The organism is Nonomuraea sp. NPDC049378, from assembly GCF_055586745.1.
In genome coordinates this window covers 57,610-82,974 of sequence record NZ_JBVJHP010000032.1, presented here as the reverse complement: position 1 = coordinate 82,974, position 25,365 = coordinate 57,610, and the positions used below count along the sequence as shown (strand labels likewise).

Genomic DNA, 25,365 nt, shown 5'->3' with positions numbered 1-25,365 from the left:
CATGAGGCATCGGACCAGGGCGTTCGCGCTGAGCGCGGCCGCCGCGGTGATGCTCGCCGGCTGTTCCGGCGGCACGCCGAACGAGGGAGCGGCCGAGGAGGTCACGAAGCTCACGTTCTGGACAGGGCAGACGACCCCGGAGCGGGTGACCGCCCAGGAGGAGATCGCGGCGCGCTTCACCGCGAAGACCGGCATCGAGGTCGAGGTGGTGCCGCTCGCCGGTCCCGACCAGAACACCACGTTGCTGGCCAACGTCGCCTCCGGCGAGGTGCCGGACGTGATCCTGCACGGCTGGGAGCAGTCCGCCAGCTGGGTCGACCAGGGCATCCTCGACCAGAAGGCGGCCGCCGAGGTGATCGCCGGGCTGGGCGAGGAGACCTTCGCCGAGGGCGCCATGCGCATGATCGAAGTCGGCGGCCAGCCGTCCGGCGTCCCGATGGACGGCTGGGGCTACCTCTACCTCTACCGCAGCGACCTGTTCGAGGCCGCCGGCCTGGACGCCCCGAAGACGATCGAGGACCTGGCCGCGGCCGCCGAGAAACTCTCGGCCGACGGCAAGGGCGGCATCGCGCTGGGCAACCAGCCGGGCAACGCCTGGCTCGGCGAGACGCTGGAGGCGTCCGTGCTGCCGAACGGGTGCCAACTGGTCGCCGGCGGCAAGGTCACGATCGACTCTCCCGCCTGCGTGCACGCGCTCAAGGTGTACCAGCGGATGGCGGCCACCAACGGCGGCGCCCAGTTCGACGTCGAAGCCGGCCGCTCAGCCTACCTGAGCGGCCAGGCGTCGATGCTCATGTTCTCCTCGCATATCCTCGACGAGGTCGCGGGCCTGGACGAGGCCAACCCGCCCACCTGCCCCGAGTGCAAGGAGGACCCCGGCTTCCTCGCCCAGAACACCGGGGTCCTCACCTCGCTCACCGGCGCGGACGGCACCGAGCCGGTCCAGTTCGGCACGGTGCTGCAGCTGTCGATCCCGACCGGGGCGCAGACCGAGGCGGCCAAGGACTACGTCGAGTTCCTCATGACCGATGGCTACGTGGACTCGCTGGCCATGGCCACCGTCGGGCGGGTCCCGGTCCGTCTCGGCACCGCCGAGAACCCGACCGAGTACATCGACGCGTGGTCGAAGCTCCCGCTCGGCGCCGACGGCCAGGGCGGATCAATCGCCAAGGTGTACGGCGACGAGGTCGCCCAGCAGGTCGCGACGGGCTCGGAGAACTACGTGCGCTGGGGCGCCGGCACCGACGACGTGCTGCTGGCCTCCCTGGTGACGCAGCAGCAGGTGGTGCCGCAGAACATCGGTGACCTGTTCTCCGCGGGAGACCCGGCCAAGGTGGCCGAGGGTCTCGCCGCCGCGGCCGAGGCGGTCCAGCAGGAGACTGAGTGACCGCACGCACCACCGCCACCGGCACCCCGCGTCCTGCCCGGCGCAGTTCGCGCGCCCGGCAGGAGGCCAGGGCCGGCTGGCTCCTCGTCGCCCCGACGACGGCGGTCGTGCTCGCCGTCGTGGTCCTGCCGTTTCTCGCCGTGCTGGTGCTGGCGTTCCAGGACATCAAGCTCGTTCAGCTGCCCCGCCTCACCCTGACCGACCTCGGGCTGAACCCGGAGAACATCCTGGCGCTCTTCCGCTCGGAGGGCTTCTGGACGTCCCTGCGTACCACCGTGGTGCTGTCGCTGGCCACCTCGGTCCTGTCGGTGGCGCTCGGCGCGGTGACCGCGGTCGCGCTGCGGCGGCCGTTCCGCGGGCGGGCGCTGGTGAGTGCCCTCGTGCTGGTGCCGTACGTGCTGCCGGTGGTCGCCTCCACGCAGACCTGGCGCAGCCTGCTGAACACGCAGTACGGCTTCGTCAACGCGGTGGGCACCCGGCTGCTCGGCTGGGACGCCCCGATCGCGTTCCTCACCACGCCGGACATCACCGTGCTCGGCGTCGAGATCCCGCTCGCGCTCTGCAGCGTGATCCTGGTGCTGGTCTGGCACACCTTCCCGCTGGCCTACCTGTTCGTGGCGGCGCGGCTGCACGCCGTGCCGGGCACCCTGGAGGAGGCCGCGGTGCTGGACGGGGCCGGGCCGTGGCAGCGGATCCGGTACGTCATCCTGCCGGAGCTGACCGGCGTGGTCTCGATCCTGCTGCTGCTCCGCTTCATCTGGACCTTCCAGACGTTCAACGAGGTCTACCTGCTGACCGGGGGAGCCGCCGGGACCCAGGTGCTGGCCGTGCGGGTCTACAACGAGCTGGTCGTACGGTCCGACATCGGGTCGGCCTCTGGCGTGGGTGTGGCGATCACGCTCATCCTCGCCGTCTTCATCACCGCCTACCTCGTGCTCCAGCGACGTCGGGAGGCCGCATCATGAGCCGTATGTCCGGGAGCGAAGCGGTCGCCGGCGTCGTCCGCGTCGTCGTCATCGTTGTGATCGTGGTCTTCGCGGCGTTCCCCCTGCTGTACGCCATCGGCCTGTCGCTGCGGTCGTTCGCCGACGTCGCCGCTGATCCGCTCGCGATCCTGCCGGGCACCTTCGACCTGTCGGCGTACTCGACGGCGCTGCGCGGCCGGGGGGAGGGCGGGTTCGACCTGTTGCGGTTCATGGTGAACTCGTTCGTGCTCTCCGCGCTCACCACTCTCGCGACCCTCGTCGTCTGCGTGCTCGGCGCCTACGCGACGGCGCGGCTGCGCTTCCGCGGCCGGGGCGCCGTGGGCGCGCTGTTCCTCTCGGTGTACGTGCTGCCGGGCATCGCCCTGGCGGTGCCGCTGTACGTGCTCTTCAGCCGTCTCGGCCTGCGCGGGTCGCTCGTCGGCCTTGTGATCATCTATATGGCGACGACCGTGCCGCTGGCGATCTACATGCTCCGTAACTACTTCGAGTCGGTCCCGGTCTCCGTGGAGGAGGCCGGGGCGATCGACGGAGCCGGCCGGATGCAGATCATCGGTCGGATCGTGCTGCCCATGACCATGCCCGGGATCGCGGCGACCGGCCTGTACATCTTCATGATCGCGTGGAACGAGTACCTGTACGCCCTGCTCTTCCTCATCGACGACCGCGAGCGCTGGACCGTCTCGCTCGGAGTGTCGCAGCTCGCCCAGTTCGACGTGCCGGTCACCGTGCTCATGGCCGGGTCGATCGCCATCACGGTACCGGTCCTGATCGGCTTCTTCGCGGCCCAGCGCGCGATGGTGTCGGGGCTGACGGCGGGCGCGGAGAAGGGCTGACGGGTCAGCGGGGCCGGTAGGGGGAGTCGACGAAGATGAGAGCGTCGCCTACCGCGCGTTCTCTGAAGCCGCAGGGTTTGTTGATGAGTCGGCCCTTGAGGGACATGGTGGCGCGGAGCCGCCGCCGTCGAGGTTGATGGCGTCGTGCATGCCCAGTGCCTTGGCGACGGCGGCGCTCTCCTTGAGGGTGGTGCCGATGCCGGTGGACATCCGGCCGTCGATCGTGGCGAGGACGATCTTCTTGTCCTCGGTGGTGCCGACGATGGCGCGGGGGTTGCTGCCGAAGAGGCCGCCGGCGGCCTGGAGGGACGTCTGGTCCTGCGTGAGCTTCGTGCCGCGGGTGCTGGACGTCTCGGTCACGCGGCCCTGGGCGTCGAGGATGACCTCCACGCCGGGTCCGGATGGGGTGGCGGAGGCGAACTTGGGGGTGAACTTGACGACGGCGCCCGGCGCCGTGCCGACGGGGACCTCGGGCGGGTGGTTGATGTGGTCGAGCGGCAGGGTGGCGCCCGTCCGCTTGTTCCGTACGCTGCCCGACCAGGTCACCTTGCCCACGAGGGCGCGGTTGCTGCGGGCGTACACGACGTCTTTCGACCCCTTCGAGAGAGTCGGCCAGGCGGCTGATACGCATCAGCGAGACCGGTTTCGGAGTCAGCCGCAGCGTGACCTTCGGCGCCCCCATGACGGAGGGAATCGCACATTGGGCTTCCCCTCGTAGGGGTCCCGGTAGCACTGAAGAAATTCCCAACGAATTACCGTCTAACCTGCGGTAACGAAGGTCCTGTGGGGGAGGTCTCGGTTCAATTACGGTGGTGGGCCACCGGCTCGGCGCTCACGTCCGTGTCTTCGGCGCGTTCTGTTCGTCGTGGTCGCGCAGATGCAGGGCCATGGACAGCATGGCGGGGTCGGTGACGGTGGCGCCGCCGATGGCCTTGCGTTCTTACGGGCGGACTCGTGACCTTCCAGGGTGCGGTCGCGGATGTATTCGCGTTCCATCTCCGACAGGGCGGCCAGCACGGCGAACACCACGCCGGACGGATCATGGCTTCCTTGCAGCTCGCCGGTGAGGAACTCCAGGGCGACGCCTGCGGCGCGCAGTTGTGCGGCGAGTTCGGCCAGGGCCAGGCCGCGGCCAAGTCGCTTGTGCTCGTGGACGACCAGGGTGACGGCGATGCCGGAGGCGCGCATCTCGCGGGCCAGGTCCACGGCCCGCTCGAGTTCGGGCCGCCTCGTGGCGCGGGTGGAGATCTTCTCCGAAAAGAGATCCGGCTCGCTCCGGCCGCCTTGAGGGAGTCGAGCTGGGTATCCGGCGACTGCCGCAGCGTCGAGGCACGGGCGTAGCCGATCTTGTACGGCGAGCCGGCCGGGGCGGCGCAGGAGGACATCGGGCAGTCGTGGGCCTCCACGCGGAGAAAGTCGTCGTCATGCACTCCGAGGTCGTTTCATGGGTGCGTTTCACCCGTCAAAGGTTTTGCACGACCTATGAAACAACGGACGCCAGCATGTTCCCGGCCGGGACGGGCTGTTTCACAAGCGACCATTATCTTGAGCCGCTGATCGTTGCGGGCCTCTGACCTGGGCGGCCTCGTTGGAGACGGTGTCCGCAACGAGACCGCAGGCGGTCTGAGACGCGTCGGTCAACAGGGGCCGATCGTTAGCGAAGAGCGGCTCGCGGGAGCCGCCGCGCTCGACCATCCCGACGTCCTGCCGCCGAGCCTGCTGATCATCGACTCCCCGCGGAACCTCGATACGGAAGGGCTGGATGTCGGAACTCATGCCCTTCATCCTGGGCGTCTGGGGTCCTCACCAGTAGTTCTTCGTGCACCGGTGGGCATGCAGAACGCACAAGCCCACCCGTGAGCCTTTATGGGCGTTTGCTGTATGAATGATCCAGCATGGGCCAGGTGAGCGGAGGCGTTCCCGATGTCGGATGGCGGCACGGTCGCGGGGCGGGTGATCTCGCCGGTTCTGGTCGGGCGTGAGGAGGAGCTGCGGCGCTTGGTCGCGGCGGTGAGCCGGCCGCCCGCCGTGGTGGTGCTCGAAGGCGAGGCCGGCATCGGCAAGAGCAGGCTGCTGGCCGAGCTGGCGGCCCGTCCCGAGATGGCCGGTCGGCTGCTGCTGCGCGGCGGCGCCCGGCGTATCAGAGAGCCGTTTCCGCTGGGCCCCCTGGTGGAGGCGTTACGCGGCGCCGGTGACCCGCTCGCGCGGGCCGAGCTGTCGCCGGTCGCGGGCGCGCTGCGCGGCCTGCTGCCCGAGCTGGCGCCGGTGCTGCCGCCGTCGCTGGAGCCGCTGGACGACCGGGCCGCGGAACGTCACCGGTTGTTCCGTGGCCTGGCCGAGGTGCTGCGGGCGCTCGGGCCCGTGGTGCTGGTGGTGGAGGACCTGCACTGGGCCGACGAGCAGACCGCCGAGTTCCTCGCCTACGCGCTGGCGGTGCCGCCGCCCGGGATGTCGGTCGTGCTCACCTACCGGGGGGAGGAGGCCGATGCCGTGGTCAGGGAGGTGACCGGGCGGCCCGCCGACGCGGTCTTCCACGATCACATCCTGCTGAAGGCTCTGGACGCCGCGCAGACCGGGGAGTTGGCCGCCGCCATTCTCGGCGAGGCTGGGGTCACCGCCGACTTCGGCGCGCACCTGTACGAGCTGTCGTCGGGGCTGCCGCTGGCCGTACAGGAGCTGATGGCGCTGCTGCGCGCCCGGGGCGCGCTGATCAGGCTGCGCAGCGGGCGATGGGCGCGCAAGGCGGTGGCGGAACTCGACGTGCCGCCGGGTGTACGCGACTCGGTGCGTGAGCGGGTGGCGCGGCTGCCCGGGGAGGCGCGTGCGGTGGCGGAGGCGGCGGCGGTGCTCCAGGTGCCGGTGCGGCCGGCGGAACTGGCCCGGGTGAGCGGCCTGCCGAGGGGCGAGACCGTGGCCGGGGTGGACGAACTGCTGGTCTCCGGACTGCTGGCGGAACAGGCCGGGGCGGTGGCGTTCCGCCATGTGCTGACCGCGCAGGCGGTGTACGGCGCGATCCCGCTCGGGCGGCGGCAGGAGCTGCACGCGCGGGCGGCGGCGGCCGTGCGGGAGCTGAAGCCGGTGCCGCTCGGCCAGGAGGCCCACCACCTGCGCCAGGCCGGACGGCTGGCCGACTGGGTCGAAGCCGCGGAACAGGCCGCCGAGCAGGCGTCGCAGCTCGGCGACGACGCCGAGGCCGTGCGGATCCTGGAGGACGTGCTGCGCCACGCGCCGCTCGACCCGGCCCGCCGGGGCCGCCTGGCGGTGCGGCTGGGCTGGGCGGCCCCGCAGGTGCTGCGCCCGCCGGAGGTCATCGATCTGCTGTCACAGGCGCTGGAGTCGGAGCAGCCTGGCCCGCTGCGCGGTCAGCTTCACTTCCTCATCGGGCTGCTCCAGGAACGGCTCGGCGGGGACCCCGGCGCGCAGCGCCGCGCCTTCGCCGCCGCCGCGGGCGACCTCGCCGACCGGCCCGCGCTGGCGGCGTGGGTGATGGCGGCGCTCGGCAGGCCGATGGACGCGCGGGTGCCGCTGGCCGAGCACGTCGTGTGGCTGGAGCGGGCGCTGGAGGCGGTCCCGGCCGTCGGCGACCCGGTCGAGGAGGTCTTCGTCCTCGGCAAGATCGCGACCTCCTTCTGCGGGTACGGCGATCCGCGCTGGCTGGGGCTGACCGAGGAGGTGCGCCGCAGGACCGGCGGCCTGCCGGGGCATCGGCAGGAGGTGGGCGCGTACCGGTCCATCGCGGAGAACGCCTGTCTCGCGGGTGGCTACGAGGTCGCCGCCGAGTTGCTGACGGCGGCGATGCGGGGCGCGGCCGGTGAGGAGTCGTCACGCGAGCCGCTGTCGCGCTGCCGGCTGGTCGCGCTGCTGCTGGCCTGCTGTCAGGGCCGGTGGGACGGCCTGGAGGAGGAGACCGCGCTGCTGCTCGACGAGTACGGTGGGCGCCCGTTCGACCGCCTCGGCGCCGAGACCGTCGCGGCCTGCCTGGCGCTGGCGCGCGGCGAACTCGACACGGCCAGGCGCGAGCTGCCCGAGGTCGCGGGGAAAGCCCTGGCTCTGGGCGCCTACGAGCTGCTTCCGCTGTCGGCGGCCGGGTTCCTGCGGCTGTCCACGGCGAGCGGCGAGGCCGAGGCCGCGCTCGCGGCGACCGAGGCGGCGGTCGCCGTGTGGGAGACCAAGGGGCTCTGGCCGCTGGCGGTGCGTGCGTTGCCCGCGCTGGCCGAGGCCATGGTCGCGGTGGACCGGCGGGAGGAGGCCGTCGCGCTGGTGGAGCGGCTGTCGGCGCGGCTCGGCGGCCTCGACGCGCCGATGGCGGCGGCGGCGCTGGCGCACGCGCGCGGGCACCTCACCGCCGGGGACGCGCCCGCAGCGGCGCGGTTCCGCGCGGCGGCGGCCGGCTACGACCTGCTGGGCGCGCCGTACGAGGCGGCCCAGGCGCGCGAGCTGGCCGCCGGGCGTCTGTTCGCCGCCGGTGACCCGGGGGCGGGGGAGCCGCTGCTGGAGGCGATGACGACGTTCCGGGACCTGGCCGCCCGGTGGGACCTCGACCGCGCCGCGCAGCTTGCCCGCAGGCACGGCGTGACGGTCAAGGGCCGCTATCCCGGCGGGCCGCAGGGTTACGGCGCCGACCTGTCCCCCCGTGAGCGGGAGATAGCCGAAATGGCCGCCGCCGGGCTGACCAACCGGGAGATCGGCCAGCAACTGTTCGTCTCGCCCAGAACGGTGGAGAAGCACCTCGGCGCCGCGCTGCGCAAGCTCGGGCTGCGCTCCCGCACCGCACTCGGCGCGCACCTCGGGGTCGAACACCCCCGTAGTGACCCACCCGGTACGGGAGCCGCGAATGGGGTGCCCTACCCATAGTCCCCCGAAGGGATTCGGGCCACGCTTACGGCATGCCCGAAACCGACTCAGCCGATGGTGAACCGGCCGACGCCGACCCAGCGCAGAAAGGACCGGCGGCTCCGCCGGAGAGGCCGGTCATCGAACCCCTCGACGACGCCCCCGAAGGGTTCGAGCCCGTCTGATCTTCCCCCCTCCCACCCCGAAAGGGCACCCCCGCATGTCCCCACGCAGGCCTCCGCATGATCCCCCCTCTCCCGGGCGCCGCCGCACCGGCGCGCTCCTCGCCGCCTCGGCCCTGGCCCTAGGCACCCTCGCCGTGCCCGGCGCCTCCGCCCAGGCCCAGGAACCCGCCCCCGCCGCCACCCCGGCCACCGGCCCCGTCACGCTGACCGGACTGGGCCCAGGCGACCGCACCGTCACCCTGATCACCGGCGACCGAGTACGGCTCACCGACACGGGCGGCGGCACGTACGCCGTGCGCCCCGAGGCGGGCGTCCGCCCCGACGGCACCACCGCCCAGCTCACCACGCTCGCCACCCCGAAGGGCGTGTACGTCACCCCGAGCGACGCCGTGCCCGCCATCAACGCCGGTCGCCTGGACCGGGAGCTGTTCAACGTCACCTACCTGGCCGAGAACGGCTACACCGACGACGAGACCGAGCAGGTTCCCGTCATCGTCCAGTACCCCGGGGAGCACAGCGACCAGGCCGTGGCCTCGGCGGCCCAGGCCATCCCCGCCAGCGAGCCCGTGCTCGCCTTGGAGAGCGTCAACGCCTCGGCGCTCCGGGTCACCAAGGCGGAGGCGGGCGCGTTCTGGAGCGCGGTGCGGGCCGTACCGGACAGCAAGGGCGCCAACGGGTTCGCCGGGCCGGCCAACGTGCTCGACACGCTGCGCGGCGACATCGCCAAGGTGTGGCTGGACGGCAAGGTCAAGGCCGACCTCGCGGAGAGCGTCCCGATGATCGGCGCCCCGCAGGCGTGGGCCGGGGGTCACGACGGCAGCGGCGTGAAGGTCGCCGTCCTGGACACCGGCGTCGACGCCGAGCACCCCGACCTGGCCGGCCGGATCACCGGCAGCCGGTCCTTCATCCCCGGCCAGGAGGTGCGGGACGGCCACGGCCACGGCACCCACGTCGCCTCCACCATCGCCGGGTCAGGCGCGGCGGCCGGCGGCAAGTTCAAGGGCGTCGCGCCCGGCGCCGAGCTGATCGTCGGCAAGGTGCTGTCCAACGAGGGTTCCGGCACCGACTCCCAGATCATCGAGGGCATGGAGTGGGCCGCCGCCTCCGGCGCCAAGGTGATCAGCATGAGCCTCGGCGGCGACGCCACCGACGGGACCGACCCGATGAGCCAGGCGGTCGACGCGCTCACCGCCTCCACCGGCGCGCTGTTCGTGATCGCCGCGGGCAACGCCGGAGCGTCCGGCGCCGAGACCGTCGCCACCCCCGGCACGGCCGACGCCGCGCTGACCGTGGCCGCCGTCGACAAGAGCGACGAGTGGGCCACCTTCTCCAGCCAGGGACCGCGCATCGGCGGCGGCCTCAAGCCGGACATCGCCGCCCCCGGCGTGGCCATCGCCGCGGCCCGCGCGGCGGGCACGGTCATGGGCAGCCCGCTCGACGAGCACTACACGGCCGCGAACGGCACCTCGATGGCCACCCCGCACGTCGCGGGCGCCGCCGCGATCGTCGCGCAACTGCACCCGGACTGGACCGGCCCGCAGATCAAGGCCGCGCTCATGTCGACCGCCAAGGACGACGCCCTCAGCGTGTTCAAGCAGGGCGCCGGCCGGCTCGACGTGGCCAGGGCGTACACCCAGAAGGTCTTCGCCACCACCGGGGCGCTGGACTTCGGCGCGGTCGAGGCGGACTCCGCCCCCGCGACCGGGGAGCTGACCTACGCCAACCTGGGGGACCAGCCGGTCACCCTGACCCTCACCCCCGACCTGCGCGCGTCCGGCGGCGGCGCGGTCGAGGGCGCGCTGAGCCTCGCCGAGACGACGCTCACGGTGCCCGCGGGAGGGACCGCCACCGTCACCGCCACCCTCGACCCCAAGGCGCTTCCGGAGCTGGACAACTACACCGGCGCCGTCACCGCGACCGCCGACGGCGTCGAGCTGCGCAGCCCCGTGGGCGTGGTGCGCGAGGTGCCCAAGGCCACGCTCACCATCCACACCCTGGGCCAGGACGGCAAGCCGCGCAGCCCCGTCGCCCAGGACACGATCGACGTGTCCGGCGGCAAGGGCCTCATCGGCGGAGTCGCCCTGACCGCCGAGGGCACCACGGTCGTCCGCGTCCCGCAGGGCGTCCTCAGCGTGACGCAGGTGCTGACCTGGGTCGGCGACGACGAGCGCGACAACCTGGCGCTCCTGACCGTCCCCCAGCTCACCGTCAGCGGCGACACCGAGATCACGCTCGACGCCAGGAAGCTGGCCGAGGTCCGCTTCACCACCCCGAAGCCGGCCGAGCCGTTGAGCAACATCCCCTACCTGGCGTACCAGCGGACCGTGGCCGACGGCACCCCCTACATGGGGTTCACCTGGCCCAGGAACGCCTGGGCCCGGCTGTGGGCCCTGCCCGGCGACAAGGTCACCAAGGGCGCCTTCCGCTTCCACACCCGCTTCACCCTCGGACAGGCCGAGGTCGCCATGAGCGTGCGCGGGGGCGGCAAGCTCACCCTGCACCCGGCCTCCGCGCTGCACGGCTACAACACCTTCGGGGTGCACGAGCAGAGCGACGGCTTCCCCGACTTCCGGCCGTTCACCGGGACCCGGGACCTGGAGGTCGTCGACGTCGGCGAGGGCAGGCCCGAGGACATCGCGGGCCGTGACCTGCGCGGCAAGCTCGTCCTCCTGGAAGCGCCGATGTCGGAGAACCTGTTCGGCGACGCGTGCGGAGTCCAGATCGAGCGGGTCGGCCCGATCCGCGACGCGGGCGCCGCCGCGATCGCGCACTTCCCGAAGCCCGGCACCGGCTGCGCGATCCCGCTGAGCTTTACGCAGACCCCGTTCAGCGGGGCGGCCAAGCCCATCGGCATCCCGACGGTGTCGCTGCCCTCCCGCGAGGCGCTCGGCCTGCGTGACCTGCTCGGGGGCCGCAAGCGGATCACCGTCCGGGTGACCGGCACCGAGGAGACGCCCTACAGCTACACCTTCGCCCCGTACGAAGACGGCCGGGTGCCCCGCTCGATGCACTACACCTTCAAGGAACGCGACCTGGCCCGGGTCGACCTGGACACCCACCTCGCCGCCTCCGCCCGCTACAACGACTGGCGGTACGCGCAGAAGGCCGACGACGTCATGCCGCTGTCGACCGGTCTCGTCGCGTGGGGCGGGCCCCGGCTCACCCAGCGGGAACGGCGTGACTGGGTCGGACCGCTCGACGGCGGCATCCTCTGGTCGCACGGCATGGAGGAGATGCGCGGCTCGCAGACGGACGACCGGATTCCGCAGTGGGCCCTGGAAGTGTTCGACAAGCCGGTCCACACCCGGCAGGCATGGCTGGCCACCCCGTTCACGCCCGGCGTCGCGACCGGCTCTGACAAGGTCTACAAGCTCGCCAAGCCGGGCGCGAACCTCGGCCCGTACTTCCGGTGCATGATCTGCGTCCAGGGCGGCAACCTGTGGGCGGAGTTCGAGCCCAGTTACGGCTCCCCGGGCTCCAGGCAGTACAGCGGCGGCTTCTGGCCGACGACCGACCTGTCCAAGCCGGGCTTCGACGTCCGCCTCTACCGGGACGGCAAGGAGATCCCGCGCGCCCAGGTCGGCGGCACGACCGTGATGCCGGTCTTCGCCCTGCCCGCCGACTCCGGCCGCTACCGGCTGACCGCCAAGAACGACCGGCACGACACCGAGTGGACCTTCGCCACCCCGGCCAAGGCCGACCGGCTGCCCGGCTCGTTCTGCTCACTCGACGTGCTGTACGGCACGGCGGAGCCTTGCAAGCCCGCCCCTGTCGTGTTCGTCAGCTACGACCTGGGCGACACGCTGGACATGGCCAACAGCGTGCGCGCCGGAGGCACGCACTCGTTCACCGTCTCCCCCTACCACTCGCCGTCCCCGTCGAAGATGCCTGACATCGCCGGGCTGAAGCTGTGGGCCAGCACGGACGACGGCGTCACCTACACGTCCGTCTCCGTCAAGCACGCCAAGGACGGCACCTACACCGCCAAGGCCCGCTACCCCGCCTTCCGCGCCACCAAGGGCGCCGTGACCCTCAAGGTCGAAGCCTGGGACAAGGAGGGCAACACCATCAAGCAGACCACCGTCCGAGCCTTCAACCTGCGCAAGTAAGCACGACCTCCGGCACCGCGTGCCCGCTGCCCCCAGCGGTCGCGCGGTGCCGGCGTTTTGCCGCCTCGGTCAGCGGTTCCGTTTCTTGGCGTAGTGGCGGGCGGCTCGGGCCCGGTTGCCGCAGCCGCCCGAGCACCATTCGCGCCGTGGGCTGTCGCGGACGAAGTACAGCACGCAGCCGGGGGCCTGGCAGGCGCGGATCTCGTGGCGGACCGGCCCGGCGAACAGGGTGACGGCGTCCTCGGCCAGTGCGGCGACGGCGGCGGCGACCGGGCGGCCGGTGGTGCGCACGACCAGCTGCGGCTCGGGGCCGACACGCAGTTCGTGCCAGCGCGGGACGCTGCCGGCGTGGCGGTTGAGCGTCGCGACCGTGTCCGGGGCGGGGTCCTGGCCGGTGACCGCCGCGTCGGCGAGCGCGCGGATGACGCCGCGCAGCTCCCTGGCCCGGTGGAGGTCGTCGCCGGTCACGTCCTGGAGGTCGGCGTCGGAGAGGGGGACGGCGAGCCTGTCGCGCATGTCGCGCAGCCACGCGGCGAGGTGCTCGACCGTGTGCAGGCCGTCCCTGACCCGGCCACGCACCGCATGGGTGGTGTTGCCGAGTTCGATGGGCAGGGGCTCGCCGAGTTGGGGAGCACCGCCGCCAGTGAGGTGAGCCACATCCACGTTTCTCACGGTACCAGGCGCTTGACACCGTAAGAACCCTCCGCCATGCTTATCACGGATGCAAGAGCATTTAACCATTAGAAATATGGGAGGTCCCTCATGAGCGCACCGGCCTTGCGGACCGGGCATGTCGGTCTGAACGTGACCGATCTGGCCCGTTCTGTCGCCTTCTACCGCCAGGTCTTCGAGTTCGAGGTCTTCGCCGAGCGGGCGGAGGACGACCGGCGCTACGCCTTCCTCGGCCGGGACAACACCCTGATCCTCACGCTGTGGCAGCAGAGCGACGGCACGTTCACCGTGGACCGGCCGGGGCTGCACCACCTGTCGTTCGAGGCGCCCGACATCGAGGCGGTCCACCGCGCCGAGGCCGTCCTGCGCGGTCTCGGCACGGAGCCACTTCACGACGGCGTCGTCCCGCACGGTGAGGGCGCCTCGTCCGGCGGCGTGTTCTTCACCGACCCCGACGGCATCCGCCTGGAGATCTACGCCCCGACCGGCGCCGACACCGCCCCCGCTCCGACGCAGGGCGCTCCGACGTGCGGCTTCTTCTGACAGACGACCCCCAGTAAGGAGAGGAGCCGATGGTGCTCCACGACGGCGAACACGCGGTGCAGCGCCGGGCCGGTCTGACCACCGGCGGATGGGGATCGGCGGGCGTCGGCGGGGCGATCCCGCCGGTCGCCGCGGACTTCCTCCGCCAGCAGCGCCTGGCGGTGATCGCGACCGCCGACGACGCCGGCGCGGCCTGGGCCGGGCTGATCACCGGCCCGCCCGGCTTCCTGACCGCCCCGGACGACCGCACCGTCGTCGCCGACCGGCTGCCCGGCAGGGGCGACCCGCTCGCCGGGCTGTTCGAGACCGAGCGGGACCTCGGCATGATCGTGATCGAACCGGCAGGCCGCCGCCGGATGCGGGTCAACGGCCGGGCCGTCAGGGACGGCGACCGGCTCGTGACCCGCACCGAACAGGTGTACGCCAACTGCCCGAAATACCTGCAAACTCGTACGTATGCCGACGAGACGCTTGCGGCGAGCAGGGCGGCGGTCGTCACCGGCGAGCTGACCGAAGCCCAGCGGCGGTGGGTCGCCACGGCCGACACCTTCTTCGCCGGCACCTACGCGGCCGGACAGGGCGCCGACGCCTCGCATCGCGGCGGCAACCCCGGCTTCGTCACCGTGACCGGCGGCAGGCGGCTCACCTGGCCCGACTACGCCGGCAACTCCATGTTCATGACGCTGGGCAACCTCGCGCTCGAACCCCGCTGCGGCCTGCTGTTCCTCGACTGGGAGAACGGCGCGACGCTGCAGTTGACCGGCCGCGCCCACGTCGACTGGGACCCCGGCAGGGCCGCCGCGGTGCCCGGCGCCCAGCGGCTGGTCGACTTCGACGTCGAGCGGGCCGTCCAGATCACCGGAGGGTTCCCGCAGCGCTGGTCGTTCGGCAAGTTCTCCAGGTTCAACCCGGCTCCGGCCACCGAGAGGAGAGGCTGATGCGCGTCCGCGTCGACATGAGCCTGTGCCAGACCCACGCCCAGTGCGTGTTCGCCGCCCCGGAGGTGTTCGGCCTCGACGACGATGACGAGCTGGTGTACGACGCGACGCCCGGCGACGTGTCGTGGCCCGCCGTCGAAGAGGCCGCCCGCGCCTGCCCCGCCCAGGCGATCTTCCCAGAGGCGGACTGACCCCCGCCGCCCCGAAGCAGCACACCAAGGAGCACGCATGATCCGCCCGCCCGTTCCGCCCTTCACAGAAGAGACCGCCCGCGCCAAGGTCCAGGCAGCCGAGGACGCCTGGAACACCCGCGACCCGCACCGCGTGGCCCTCGCCTACACGCCCGACTCGGTCTGGCGCAACCGCGGCGAGCTGGTCACCGGCAGGGAGGAGATCGTCGCCTTCCTGACCCGCAAGTGGGCCAAGGAGCTGGACTACGCGCTCCGCAAGGAACTCTGGACCTTCACCGGCGACCGCATCGCCGTCCGCTTCCAGTACGAGTGGCGCGATGCGGACGGGCGATCGTGGCGCAGCTACGGCAATGAGCTGTGGGAGTTCGACGAGGGCGGCCTGATGCGGCGGCGTGAGGCCAGCATCAACGACCTGTCGATCACCGCGGAGCAGCGCCGGATCCTCGGCCCGCGCCAGGAGGACGAACGGGGATTGCTCATCCCGCTCGCCTGACCGGAAATAGCCCATATTTCCGGCTGGTTGACCACGTAAAGTGGTGATCACACTAGTCAGGAGATGGGATGACATCACCGGTCGAACCGTTCAGCACAGGTGGCGACGAGGGGCTGGGCCGGTTGCGTGACCGCTTTCAGCAGGACGTGGCCGCGATCGAGCGGCTGAGCGGGCAGATAGCCGACATCAGAGGCCTGGGCGAGGCGGCGCAGGGCAAGGTGGTGGCCGAGGTGACGCAGGGTGGAGCGCTGCGCGGGCTCACCATCGACCCGCGCGCCATGCGGCTCGGCTCCGAGGAGCTGGCCGCTGCGGTCCTCGAAGCCGCGGGCAAGGCCGCCCAGGAAGCCGAGCGAGAGGCGGGTGACCTGGTGGCGCCGTTCATCGCGGGCACCGTGCTGGACAGTGACGGCGACCGGACGGGGCGGCCTTGAAGATCACCCCGGCCGCGCGGGTGTCTACGGGTTCGGTGCCCTCGGCCTCGCCGTCCGGCCGCCCAGGCCAGTTGCCAGGCCGCGTAGAACAGCGGCAGGACGACAGCCGCCAGCCACACCCCGCGTTCACGCGACTGCGCGCCTGGCCGTGTTCCGCTGGATCACCCGCTACAACTCGATCCGGCGGCACTCCCGCCTCGGCCGGCTCAGCCCGATCGCCTACGAGAAGACGACAGATAACCTGAAACCTGCCGCCTGAAATCGGTGTTCACGTCGATGGGGGAGGCCCCGAATGCCTCATCGAACAGCTCATGCCGGTGCAGGCGCAGGAAGACGAACAGCTTGGCCCTTTGACGCCTTCAGGATGGTCTGCTCGACCCGGGACGGCTCTACCGGCGGCTGCCACGCTCTGGGACGCATGAATCACGGATCCTCTCCCTGACCCCGACCGAAGACGCGATCAGGAAGAGGTATCACGAATCCAGCCAAGGTTACGTGACCGGCGCTCTAGGACGTGCTGGGACGGGGCCCGGCGAGGATGCTGATGCCCAGCATGCGGGCGCCCGTCTCGGTGCGCGGGCGGTGCGTGCTGCCCGGGGCGAACACGACATAGCTGCCGGGCCCGAGCCGCTGCCCCCGGTCGATGAACTCACCCGAGATCACGTAGTAGCGCTCTTCGCCCTCGTGCACGTCCACCTCGGGCCACTCGGTGCCCGCGGCGAAGTCGTACATCCACCCGCGAGCCCACTCGGTGGCCGGCAGCCGCCGCCGGATGATCCCGGGGACGACCTCGACGGGTTCGACCTCGTCGACGTTCAAGATCTGGACGTCATGCGCATCGTGTGTCATGCGCCCATCGTCGGGGCGGACGTCCACCCCAGCCCAGTGTCATGATTGACGCTTTCGGGTACTTTCTTGCCATGGGTGTCCATCGGGTGGCCGCGTTGGTCCTGCCGCCGCAGTCCACGTTCGAGCTGGCCTGCGCCGCCGAGGTCTTCGGCCTGTCCCGGCCCGGCCTGCCGGGGCGCTACGCGTTCACGGTGTGCGCCGAGCGGCCGGGCGCGGTGCCGACCCTGGCGGGCTACGACATGCTGGTCGGCCAGGACCTGACGGCGCTCGGCACGGCGGACACGGTGGTGGTCCCCGGCTGGCACCGCCGCCAGGACACCGCGCCGCCCGCCGTGCTCGACGCGGTGCGCGGGGCCCACCGGCGCGGTGCCCGGATCATCGCGATCTGCTCGGGCGCCTTCCTCCTGGCCCAGGCCGGGCTGCTGGACCACCGCAGGGCGACCACCCATTGGCGGCTCGCCGGCGAACTCGCCGCCCGCTTCCCCGACGTGCTGGTGGAGCCCGACACGCTCTACGTCGACCTGGGCGACGTCGCCACCAGCGCGGGCACCGCCGCGGGCATCGACCTGTGCCTGCACCTGGCCCGCGCCGACCACGGCGCCGCCTACGCCACGCACGTCGCCCGGCACATGGTCATGCCCCCGCACCGCGAAGGCGGGCAACTGCAATACAGCGCCGTGGCCGCCGCCGACCGCCCGCCGCACTCCCTGGCCCCCGTCCTCGACTGGGCCGCCGAGCGGCTGCACGAACCCCTCACCGTCGACGACCTCGCCGCGCGGGCCAGGGTCGCGCCGCGGACGCTCGCCCGCAGGTTCGCCGACCAGCTCGGCGTCAGCCCCGGCCGATGGCTGCTCCAGCAGCGCGTGGCCGCCGCGCGGACGCTGCTGGAAGAGACCGAACTCTCCGTGGAGACGATCGCGGCCCGCGTCGGCCTGTCGTCGGCCACCAACCTCCGCAGACGCTTCCACACCCTGGTACGCACCACGCCCGCCGCCTACAGGCGCTCCTTCTCCCAGAACGATGCGCGCGGCACTCCGGGCTAACTTCGGGTCACCATGGCCGCGATGTCCTCGATCCGGACGATCTGGCCGCGCGATACAGGTTGAGCCCGACCAGACTGGCCACGTGGTCGGTACGCGGATGGCGGGCCACCTCGGCCGGGGCGCCCTGCTGGACGATGGCGCCGTCCTCGATGACGATCAGGCGGTCGGCCAGCACCATCGTGGACGAACCGCCCGATCACGAGCTGCCACGGCTCCTGCGCGAGCCCGCACGCCAGGCTGGCCACCCCGAACAGCGCCACGTCGGCGAGGAAGACACGACGGCGGCCCAGCAGATCGGCCAGCCTCCCGCACAACAACAGCAGCCCGCCGAACGCCAGGAAGTAGGCGTTGACCACCCAGGGCAGCCCGGACACGCTGAAGCCCAGCTCATCGCGGATGCTGGGCAGAGCCACGTTCACGACGGTGTCGTCGAGCACGAGCATGAACTGGACAAGGCACAGCACAGTCATCGGCGCCCGGACAACGCTATGATTCGCCACGATTTGGCCACAATCCGCGATGGGGCCATACTGTGCCGCAGGAGGACATCGGCGCGACCATCGTCGTCCGGTTCCCGCTCGCCTCGGGGACTGGATCCCCCAGCACAGCCACACCCACCACCAGCTCGCCCGGACCCGGCGCGGCGTCCTGAGCGTCGGCGTGGGCGAGGCGTACTGGGTGCTGCCGCCCGTCAGGGCGCTGTGGCTGCCCGCGGGCGTCACCCGCGCGACCCGCGCCGCGGTGCTGTGCAACCTGTACCTGGCGCAGGCGCTACGGCTGACCATGCCCGCCCATCAAGCACATCCCGTCCGGAGGAGGACTCTTCATGACCGACCGCACCCTCACCGATGAGCTACACGAGGCAGAGCGGCGACTTCAGGCGGCGCAACTCGCCGGTGACGTCGAGGAGCTGGACCGGCTGCTCGACGAGCGGCTCGTCTTCACCGGCCCGCCGGACGGCCGGTGCCACACGGAAGCCAAGGGAGCCGACCTGCACAACCACCGCTCGCGTACCCAGGTCATGACGAAGCTCGTCCAGGAGGATCTCACCGTGATCGTCGAGGGGCGTACCGGCGTCACGTGCTTCCTCGGCACGCTGGAGGGCACCTTCGCCGGCCAGCCCTTCGCCGGGCGGATGAGCTACACCCGGACCTGGGTTCACACGGACGAACACGGCTGGCGCATCCTGGCCGCCCACGCGGGCCCGGCAGGACCGTAGCGATCCGGCCGCTCAGCCGCGCGGCGCGTACATGATCACGGCGACTCCGGCCAGGCAGATCAAGGCGCCGACGACGTCCCGCCGGTCGGGCCGGAAACCGTCGATGACCATGCCCCTGGCCAGGGACCCGGCGACGAAGACACCGCCGTAGGCGGCCAGGATGCGGCCGAAGTTCGCATCCGGCTGGAGCGTGGCGACGAACCCGTAGAGCCCAGTCCGTCCGGTTCTCGAGAGGGCTTGCGGGGCCCAGTAAGAGGGTGTCGTTGCATCTTCTAATTCCGACGCTCGGTGTAGGCTCCACCACGCAGCCGAACCGAAGCTCTCAGGCGTGTTCCGCAGGGTTGCCGAGAAATCACGTCGCATTGCAGACGAGAGCATACGATCACAACAGTGGATCATTCAGGCTCGCTGATGGGTGAGTGGATGTATCAAGAGGTCGCGCGCTTGCTCGGTCAAGTGCGGCAGTGGAAACTGAGCCCGGATCAATGGGCTGAGGTCGCAGTCGTCCTCGACGGCCTGCAACGGGGACAGGACCAGACCACCCTGCTGGCCAGGCTCAAGCTCCTGTCGCCGGTGAGGGTCCGCCGCAGCGTCGGCGACGCCCCGGAGGTCCCGCCGCCGCCGATGATCACGGAGCGGCTGAACCGGATCATGACCGAGTTCCCCGTGGAGTTTGAGCCGCCCGCGCAACCCGGTGCCGATGGCTGAACACTCGCTGATCGTCCACCTGTTCGTGCTGGCCCACGCCGAGCAGGCAGCAGCGCACCTACGGGGTCTGTGGGAGCGGTGCGGCTCCGGGCTGGGCATGACCGCCCCGATCGGGACGATCCCCCTTCAGCTACCCAGCGACCTCGGGCCCGGTACCACGGAAGGCGTGGTGGCCGCGCGGCGCGACCCCCGCCGGGCGGCGGATGTCACCGAGGCTGTCCTCCACCGGCTCCACGACACCTACCTCTTGTCGGTGGCGCTCGCGCCCGGCGACCAACTGGAGGCGACGTGGGCGCGGGCCCTCGGTGACGCACCCTGGGCGATGGGAGAGGCTCGCCTGCACGTGGCGGTGAGGCCGGCGAGGTGGCCGGGCGGCCGCGCGCACACCGTCTTCAAGGAGAAGCCGGTTCCCCCGACCGGCCGGACTCGCACGATTCTGTGCGCCACCACCGCCAGCCGGCGGAAGCGGTCGGAGGCGTGGTTGTGGGGCGGGGGCGACGCGCCCGCCCCGTTCGCCCTCTACCTGTTACAGGCGGCGAAGGTACGGCACCTGCTGCGGCTCAGGGAGGAGGCCGATCAGGGGATCGCGGGCTTGTTCTCCCGGGCGGAGTCCCTGATCGCGGAACGCACCCGCCAGAAGGATGACCACCAGGCATTGATCGGCATCCGCGCGGACCTGGCGCAGCTCCTCACCGGGCCCCACCACCTGCTTCAGACGTCGATACGGCTGCGCGAGATGGAACGCTCGGTGGAGATCGCGTCCGACAACCTCAGGCGGCACGGCGGAGCACCCATCACTGAAGCACTGCTGAAGGCCGACCTCGGCCTGGCCGGCGACCTGCTCACCCGCCTGGCCGACGACCGTCACTTCACCGAGGCGATCCGCGAGCGCGTCGCCACCAGCCTGGCCGAACTGACCCAGGTCACGCAGGAGCATGCGCGCGAGCGCGAGGAGCGGCTCACTCTCCTGCAGACAGCCATGACCGGCACGATGCTCATGACGCTGACGGCCGTTCAGGCGTTCGCCTACAAGGTGCCGCTTGCCGGTTCGATCCAGCCGCCGGTGATCGCCCTGCTCGGCACGCTGGCCCTGCTCTTCGCCACGCTGACGCTCTGGAAGCGGAACGGCAGCCGGGCCGCCGGCGCGGTGATCTCGCTGATCGTCGCCTCGGTGGGCGCGGCGCTCGCGTGGCTGGTCTGCTCGGTCGTCGCGCACATGGCCGGAGTGGGCGCGGCGCCTGTGAGGGTGTCGCTTCTCGTCTCGGCTGGCGTGTCCGCCGTCACCCTCGTCGTGTCTTTGCTGTACGTGAGCCGAGACAAGAACGCAACCGAGAGCCATGAACCTGGTCGAGCTTGGCGCGCGCATCGAGCAGTTGGCCAGAAGCGGTCACCCCGCCGCTCTCGCCGAAGCGATGGAGCTGGCCGAAAGCGTGAGGACATCGGCGGAGAGCCTGCCCCCCGAGCTTCGCACGGCGCTGTGCGTGCTGCTGACGGCGGCGGCCGAAGCGGGCAGCCGGGGAGGCAGTGACGGCTTGCTCGACGAGGCCGTCGCCCACGGCAGAGCCGCGCTCGCGTCAAGCCGAGGGCCGGGCAGGGCGGCGGCACTGCGCGCGCTCGCTTACGCCCTGACCGTCGTGGCCCACGCCCGGGGCGAACACTTCTGGCTGGAGGAGGCCGTTGCTCTCGGCGACGCGCTCATCGAACTCCTGCCGCCGCCCGCCCGGATGGCCGCCCACGGCGAGCAGGCGCAACGACTCCTTGCCCTGCACTCCTTCACCGGGGACGAGGAACCGCTGTCTCAGGCCGACACGCACATGGCCGCGCTGCGGCGCGCCGCTCCGCACGACGCCCGGGTGCGGCTGATGGAAGCCGAGCTCCAGGCGACGCGTTACCGGTGCGGCCGCCAGCTTGACGCCTGCGCGCAGGCCATCAGGCTCGCCCACGACGCGCTCCAGGTCGCCGAGGGGATGGTCCGTGTCAGGGCGCTGCACCTGCTCGGCGAGCTTCACATGCTCCGCGGCACGGAAGGGCACCATGCCGACGCCCTGAGAACCGCCGTCGATTTCCTCAAAGAGGCGATCGCCTGCGTGCCGGAGCACCAGCCGGCCCTCGGCGAACTCCTGCGTGGCTTCTCGGTCGCGCTGCGCGCCCTCGCGCGCGCCGAGCAGGATCCGCAGTTGTTGCGCAAAGCGGTGGAGGCCGCGCAAGGCGGTCTCGCGGCCACGGCCGGTGCGCCGCCCGGGGCGCGTTCCGGCTGCCACGTCGCCCATCTGGAGGCCCTCTTCCAGATGCTGGAACACACCGACGACGAACTGATCCTGACGGAGGCGACGCGCGCCGCGCAGGCCATGCTGCAGGACGCGCCGTCGACCGGCCCTCTCTACGCGGCCGCCCAGCACTACTACTCCCGCGTGTTCTACGCACGCTACGTGGTAGAACGCGACCCCGGGCTCATCGACCCGTGTGTGAAGGCGGCCGAGGAGTCCGTCGCCCACGCGGCCTCCGACCCGTACGAGAAGGGGCAAGCTCTAGCCTGGCTCGCCCAAGTGCTGCGCCTGCGCGTCGACACGACGAACCGGGCGGACGTCCTTCGCGGGGTCGTCGACGCGGGACGTAGAGCGTTGGCCCTCGCGCCTGCCGAGGACACCCCGGCAGCGCGGGAGATCCGTACGCAGCTGCTGCCCGGGTTGCTGTGCCACGCGCTGGCATCCTACGCCAAGGTGGCCGCATCGGCTGACGACCGGAAGGCCGCTCGAGCCGAGGCGCTCAGGCTGGCACGCCAGACGTACGAGGCGCTCTCACCGGAACACCAGGGGTATGCCGATCACGCCTGCCTCCTCTCCCATCTCCTGCTGCACGACGCTCCCCACCACGAGATCGTGGACATCCTCATCTCCGGGGCCGAGGCTTCCGGCTCGCCCCCGGCCGCCCGGCTGGAGTGCCGTCGCCTCCAGGCCTACGCCCACTTCAGGATCGGGGAGCACAGGCTCGCCCTCGACGCGATCAGGGCCGCGGTCGATCTGCTTCCGGCGACCGCGCCCCGGGCCGCCCCGCTCGACGCGCGGGCCCGCCGCCTGGAAAACCACTTCGGGCTGGCCACGGAGGCCGTGCTGCTCGCGACCACCGCCGGACGCGTCGGCGAGGCCGTCGAACTCCTGGAGCAGACCCGCGGCGTGATCCTAGGGGATCTGCTCGGCCTGCGCACCCCGACGAGGCTCGCCGACGAGTTCGCGCAGGTGCTGGACACGCTGACCGAGCAGCCCCCTTGGGACTCCGGCCACGGGACGCGGCTTAAGGCGGTGGAGTCCCGGAGGGAGGCCGCGGCTCGTTTCGAGCAGCTGATTGCCGAGGCGAAGGACGACGACGACGAGGGCAACCCGTTCCGGCCCCCCTCTCTTAATCGGCTCCAGGAGCGCCTGGGCGGCACGACGGTCATCGTCTCGTGCGTGGGCGACGACGCTGACGGCTCCAGCCATGGCCAGGCGATCCTCCTCGGCCGCACCGGGGAGCCTACGACCGTCCCTCTCCCTGATTTGAGCTCCGGCGACGTCGCGCGCTGGGCCCGGTTCCTGGCTGGCGACGGTCAGGAGGACGACGAGAAGACGATCGAACTGCTGGCCTGGCTCTGGGAGACCATCGCGGAGCCCATCGTCGCCCAGTGCGAAGTCGAAAGGATCTGGTGGAGCCCGGTGGGACTGCTCGCCTCCATGCCCCTGCACGCGGCCGGCCAGCACCGCAAGCACGGTGACAACCTCCTCGACCGGATGGTCTCGTCCTACATGCCCTCCCTGCGCTCGCTCGCGCCCGCCCGTTCCAGGTCGGGCGCCGCCGCGAAACTGCTCGTGGTTACGCCTCAGGACGACGACGAGGACAGGTTGCCGGCGATGCGAGACGAGGCCGAAGCGATCATCCAACTCGTCGGCAACGCCCACCGGGCCGGTCTGGAGCGCCCCCTGCACGAGGAACTACCACGCTACGGCGCAGTGCACGTCGCCGCCCATGCCACCGCGCACCTGGGCCTGCCCGCGTCGAGCGGCATCCGCCTCGGCGGTAGCCAGAAGCTGAGCCTGCGCGACGTCACCCGACTGCGCGGCATGGAGGCCGCGCGCTTCGCCTACTTGTCGGCCTGCAGTACGGCAAAGGTGCGGACCGGGCTCGCAGACGAGGCCATCCATCTGTCCGCTGCCTTCCAGGTGGCGGGCTATGCACAGGTGGTGGGCACATTGTGGCCGGTCGCCGACACCATCGCTGCCGAGATCGCCATGGACTTCTACCGTTCTTGCTCCGACGCCCGCGGCCTGCGGCCGGACCGGGCCGCCTTCGCTCTCCACGACGCGGTACGGCGGGCCCGGAAGTGTTATCGCCAGGCGCCGCGGGCTTGGGCGAGCCACGTCCACCTGGGCATCTGAGCCGACCCCCCTCAGCGCAAGCCGCAACCCGGTCACGACCTACTTTGGGCTGGGAACACCTTCGGGAGCGGATGGCCATGACGCACGGCTGCCGTCCGCGTTATGCGGGGCCGGATGGCGGTGCGTCGCCCGGCTTGGGGCCGTCGGAGGTGGGACTTCGGTCGGATGACGGACGGGCCGATCGGTGACATCGGTGGTAGGGGCGGGATCACCTGTACCGGGGCCGGCGTGTTCGGGGTTGAGGCACCTGCGGACAGCCATTGGCGGTACCCGCGAGTAACTTAGCTGGACGCTTCGGCGGGGGTTGATACCGGGGGGAACGGCGAGGTGGATGAAGACCTGGCTGGGGCCCGTTAGTGGCTGCGTTTGGGCGGGCCGAGGATGGCGGTGATCTCGGCAACGGCTTCGCTGCCTGGGCGGGTGCAGCGCATGGCGGTGCGCGGGTTCTTGTGCGTGTCTTGGGCATGATGAGCTGCAGCGGCACCTTGGCCTCGCCGAGATGGGTGGCGGCTGAATGCCGGAGCTGGTGAGGATCCAGGCCGAGGTGTTTGTCCATGAGAACGCGGAGGCGGTCGTAGCCGAGACGGGGACGGCCGGTGTGCGGGCAAATGTGCTCGGGCCCGGGCCGCCTGGCGGGAACGGGGCCACGGTCGGCGAGGAAGAGCGGCCCTCGAGTACGGACAGGTCCGTCCGGGTGGCCGTCGGGAAGCCGCAGGAGGCGGGGTAGGAGACGAGCGGTGCCCGCGTCCCAGTAGACCCATTCGGTGTCACCGCCTTTGGAGGTCAGCGGCGCCTTTCGGTTCTCCAGGTCCAGGTCCTGGACGTTGAGGGAGAGGATTTCGGCGGCGCGGGCGGCGCTCTCGTACAACATCCGGTAGAGCGTCTTGCCGCGCAGCGGGATGTCTCGGCGTGACAGCAGCCGTTCCAGCTTGGTCTTGGCCACGGCTTTGGTGTGGTCGACGTTCTCGCGGCGCCGTTCGGCCTCTGCCGGGACCGACGGGGCCGCCCACCGCTTCTTCGTGGAGCACCACGCCAGCCAAGAGGAGACGGCGGCCCGGTTGCGGTTCCACGTCGACGGCGCGCACCCACCCCATAGGGAGGCGAGGGCGTCGCCGATCTCGGCGTCGGCGACCTCGCCCAGGCGGCGGGAGCCGCCGCCGATGTGCGCGATGGTCCGGTCGATCGCCGAGGCGTAGGCGCGGTGGGTGTTGGGGTTGGCGGCCCGGTGTGTGCCGAGGAACTCGTCGGCAGCCTCGGCGAGGGTGACGCCGCCGCCGCGCAGCGCGGTGACCTTCCGGCTGGCGGCCGCGCTCACCGGTCGCTACCCGACGCGGGCGCGATGTACCGGATAACGTGCCCGAGTCGCGCATCGGCCGCCGAGACGGATCCCCAGCTCGACCGTGATCGTTCGGCGCTGATGTACGTGATAACAGCCAATTAGCACGTACATCAGCGTGGCCGTCATCAGACGCTGCGGGCGGCGATGGGGACCAGGAAACTGATTAAGGGTCGGCGGGCAAACGTGACACCCGCATC

Annotated in this window: 22 protein-coding genes and 2 pseudogenes; 15 read left to right on the top strand and 9 right to left on the bottom strand. The window is 71.5% G+C overall.

Annotated features, from left to right (window positions below; genetic code table 11):
• The first annotated feature begins 1 nt into the window (after position 1).
• The 3 genes from ACZ6SA_RS44540 to ACZ6SA_RS44530 are packed head-to-tail and all read left to right on the top strand — an operon-like array spanning position 2 to position 3,206.
• The gene (locus ACZ6SA_RS44540) at positions 2 to 1,387 is read left to right on the top strand and encodes an ABC transporter substrate-binding protein (RefSeq protein WP_465835175.1); all 1,386 of its coding nucleotides are present in this window, start codon (positions 2 to 4) and stop codon (positions 1,385 to 1,387) included.
• On the top strand, positions 1,384 to 2,352 hold the full coding sequence (locus tag ACZ6SA_RS44535) for a carbohydrate ABC transporter permease (RefSeq protein ID WP_347648509.1): 969 nt from the start codon (positions 1,384 to 1,386) through the stop codon (positions 2,350 to 2,352). The genes ACZ6SA_RS44540 and ACZ6SA_RS44535 overlap by 4 nt, the downstream gene beginning before the upstream one ends.
• A 5-nt stretch (positions 2,353 to 2,357) precedes the next feature.
• On the top strand, positions 2,358 to 3,206 hold the full coding sequence (locus tag ACZ6SA_RS44530) for a carbohydrate ABC transporter permease (protein WP_347648508.1): 849 nt from the start codon (positions 2,358 to 2,360) through the stop codon (positions 3,204 to 3,206).
• Between the two features lie 48 nt (positions 3,207 to 3,254).
• Here the strand turns inward: ACZ6SA_RS44530 and ACZ6SA_RS44525 are convergent, their stop codons facing one another.
• The 3 genes from ACZ6SA_RS44525 to ACZ6SA_RS44515 form a co-directional block, all read right to left on the bottom strand.
• A complete protein-coding gene (locus ACZ6SA_RS44525) occupies positions 3,255 to 3,788 on the bottom strand; it encodes a phosphodiester glycosidase family protein (RefSeq protein ID WP_465835172.1) in 534 nt (177 codons plus the stop codon).
• 222 nt (positions 3,789 to 4,010) lie between these two features.
• Complete coding sequence (locus tag ACZ6SA_RS44520) at positions 4,011 to 4,412, bottom strand: recombinase family protein (protein WP_465835170.1); 402 nt, start codon at positions 4,410 to 4,412, stop codon at positions 4,011 to 4,013.
• 321 nt (positions 4,413 to 4,733) lie between these two features.
• Positions 4,734 to 4,982, bottom strand: coding sequence for a hypothetical protein (locus ACZ6SA_RS44515; RefSeq protein WP_465835169.1), 249 nt, complete (start codon positions 4,980 to 4,982; stop codon positions 4,734 to 4,736).
• A 147-nt stretch (positions 4,983 to 5,129) separates the two neighbouring features.
• Between ACZ6SA_RS44515 and ACZ6SA_RS44510 the strand changes: the two genes are divergently transcribed.
• Positions 5,130 to 8,060, top strand: coding sequence for a helix-turn-helix transcriptional regulator (locus ACZ6SA_RS44510; protein ID WP_465835167.1), 2,931 nt, complete (start codon positions 5,130 to 5,132; stop codon positions 8,058 to 8,060).
• A 199-nt stretch (positions 8,061 to 8,259) separates the two neighbouring features.
• Positions 8,260 to 12,333 carry a S8 family serine peptidase gene (locus ACZ6SA_RS44505; RefSeq protein ID WP_465835165.1) on the top strand — a complete coding sequence of 1,358 codons (4,074 nt, stop codon included), beginning with the start codon at positions 8,260 to 8,262 and terminating at the stop codon, positions 12,331 to 12,333.
• Positions 12,334 to 12,402: 69 nt separating this feature from the next.
• On the opposite strand, the gene ACZ6SA_RS44500 is transcribed toward ACZ6SA_RS44505, so the two are convergent.
• A complete protein-coding gene (locus ACZ6SA_RS44500; protein ID WP_465835163.1) occupies positions 12,403 to 12,996 on the bottom strand; it encodes a CGNR zinc finger domain-containing protein in 594 nt (197 codons plus the stop codon).
• A gap of 99 nt (positions 12,997 to 13,095) precedes the next feature.
• Between ACZ6SA_RS44500 and ACZ6SA_RS44495 the strand changes: the two genes are divergently transcribed.
• The 5 genes from ACZ6SA_RS44495 (at position 13,096) to ACZ6SA_RS44475 (ending at position 15,601) form a co-directional block, all read left to right on the top strand.
• The gene (locus ACZ6SA_RS44495) at positions 13,096 to 13,548 is read left to right on the top strand and encodes a VOC family protein (protein WP_465835161.1); all 453 of its coding nucleotides are present in this window, start codon (positions 13,096 to 13,098) and stop codon (positions 13,546 to 13,548) included.
• 29 nt (positions 13,549 to 13,577) lie between these two features.
• Positions 13,578 to 14,486 carry a pyridoxamine 5'-phosphate oxidase family protein gene (locus tag ACZ6SA_RS44490; RefSeq protein ID WP_347648501.1) on the top strand — a complete coding sequence of 303 codons (909 nt, stop codon included), beginning with the start codon at positions 13,578 to 13,580 and terminating at the stop codon, positions 14,484 to 14,486.
• A complete protein-coding gene (locus ACZ6SA_RS44485; RefSeq protein ID WP_465835158.1) occupies positions 14,486 to 14,677 on the top strand; it encodes a ferredoxin in 192 nt (63 codons plus the stop codon). Before ACZ6SA_RS44490 ends, ACZ6SA_RS44485 begins: the two co-directional genes overlap by 1 nt.
• A gap of 37 nt (positions 14,678 to 14,714) precedes the next feature.
• Positions 14,715 to 15,170 (top strand): nuclear transport factor 2 family protein, encoded by a 456-nt coding sequence (locus tag ACZ6SA_RS44480; protein WP_347648499.1) that lies wholly within the window; start codon positions 14,715 to 14,717, stop codon positions 15,168 to 15,170.
• A gap of 68 nt (positions 15,171 to 15,238) precedes the next feature.
• Positions 15,239 to 15,601: a YbaB/EbfC family nucleoid-associated protein gene (locus ACZ6SA_RS44475; RefSeq protein ID WP_465835156.1), complete on the top strand. Its 363-nt coding sequence runs from the start codon at positions 15,239 to 15,241 to the stop codon at positions 15,599 to 15,601.
• Positions 15,602 to 16,108: 507 nt separating this feature from the next.
• Here the strand turns inward: ACZ6SA_RS44475 and ACZ6SA_RS44470 are convergent.
• Positions 16,109 to 16,450: a cupin domain-containing protein gene (locus ACZ6SA_RS44470; protein ID WP_347648497.1), complete on the bottom strand. Its 342-nt coding sequence runs from the start codon at positions 16,448 to 16,450 to the stop codon at positions 16,109 to 16,111.
• A 71-nt stretch (positions 16,451 to 16,521) separates the two neighbouring features.
• Here ACZ6SA_RS44470 and ACZ6SA_RS44465 point away from each other — a divergent pair, with 71 nt between their 5' ends.
• Complete coding sequence (locus tag ACZ6SA_RS44465) at positions 16,522 to 17,493, top strand: helix-turn-helix domain-containing protein (RefSeq protein ID WP_465835153.1); 972 nt, start codon at positions 16,522 to 16,524, stop codon at positions 17,491 to 17,493.
• 49 nt (positions 17,494 to 17,542) lie between these two features.
• On the opposite strand, the pseudogene ACZ6SA_RS44460 reads toward ACZ6SA_RS44465, so the two are convergent.
• Both ACZ6SA_RS44460 and ACZ6SA_RS44455 read right to left on the bottom strand, forming a co-directional pair.
• A pseudogene (locus ACZ6SA_RS44460) lies at positions 17,543 to 17,671 on the bottom strand (ABC transporter ATP-binding protein); the annotation flags it as partial.
• A gap of 13 nt (positions 17,672 to 17,684) precedes the next feature.
• A pseudogene (locus ACZ6SA_RS44455) lies at positions 17,685 to 17,963 on the bottom strand (MFS transporter); the annotation flags it as partial.
• Between the two features lie 356 nt (positions 17,964 to 18,319).
• Here ACZ6SA_RS44455 and ACZ6SA_RS44450 point away from each other — a divergent pair.
• A complete protein-coding gene (locus tag ACZ6SA_RS44450) occupies positions 18,320 to 18,712 on the top strand; it encodes a nuclear transport factor 2 family protein (protein WP_347648495.1) in 393 nt (130 codons plus the stop codon).
• 12 nt (positions 18,713 to 18,724) lie between these two features.
• On the opposite strand, the gene ACZ6SA_RS44445 is transcribed toward ACZ6SA_RS44450, so the two are convergent.
• Entirely contained in the window at positions 18,725 to 19,075 is a 351-nt protein-coding gene (locus ACZ6SA_RS44445; RefSeq protein WP_465835151.1) for a YnfA family protein, read from the bottom strand.
• A gap of 27 nt (positions 19,076 to 19,102) precedes the next feature.
• Here ACZ6SA_RS44445 and ACZ6SA_RS44440 point away from each other — a divergent pair, with 27 nt between their 5' ends.
• From ACZ6SA_RS44440 to ACZ6SA_RS44430, 3 genes are read left to right on the top strand one after another with little or no spacing between them, the layout of a single operon-like run.
• Positions 19,103 to 19,420 carry a CATRA system-associated protein gene (locus tag ACZ6SA_RS44440; protein WP_465835149.1) on the top strand — a complete coding sequence of 106 codons (318 nt, stop codon included), beginning with the start codon at positions 19,103 to 19,105 and terminating at the stop codon, positions 19,418 to 19,420.
• The gene (locus ACZ6SA_RS44435; RefSeq protein ID WP_465835147.1) at positions 19,386 to 20,948 is read left to right on the top strand and encodes a CATRA conflict system CASPASE/TPR repeat-associated protein; all 1,563 of its coding nucleotides are present in this window, start codon (positions 19,386 to 19,388) and stop codon (positions 20,946 to 20,948) included. The genes ACZ6SA_RS44440 and ACZ6SA_RS44435 overlap by 35 nt, the downstream gene beginning before the upstream one ends.
• Complete coding sequence (locus ACZ6SA_RS44430) at positions 20,851 to 23,829, top strand: CHAT domain-containing protein (protein ID WP_465835145.1); 2,979 nt, start codon at positions 20,851 to 20,853, stop codon at positions 23,827 to 23,829. Before ACZ6SA_RS44435 ends, ACZ6SA_RS44430 begins: the two co-directional genes overlap by 98 nt.
• Positions 23,830 to 24,037: 208 nt before the next feature.
• Here the strand turns inward: ACZ6SA_RS44430 and ACZ6SA_RS44425 are convergent, their stop codons facing one another.
• Positions 24,038 to 25,144, bottom strand: coding sequence for a tyrosine-type recombinase/integrase (locus ACZ6SA_RS44425; RefSeq protein WP_465835143.1), 1,107 nt, complete (start codon positions 25,142 to 25,144; stop codon positions 24,038 to 24,040).
• Positions 25,145 to 25,365 lie beyond the last annotated feature (221 nt).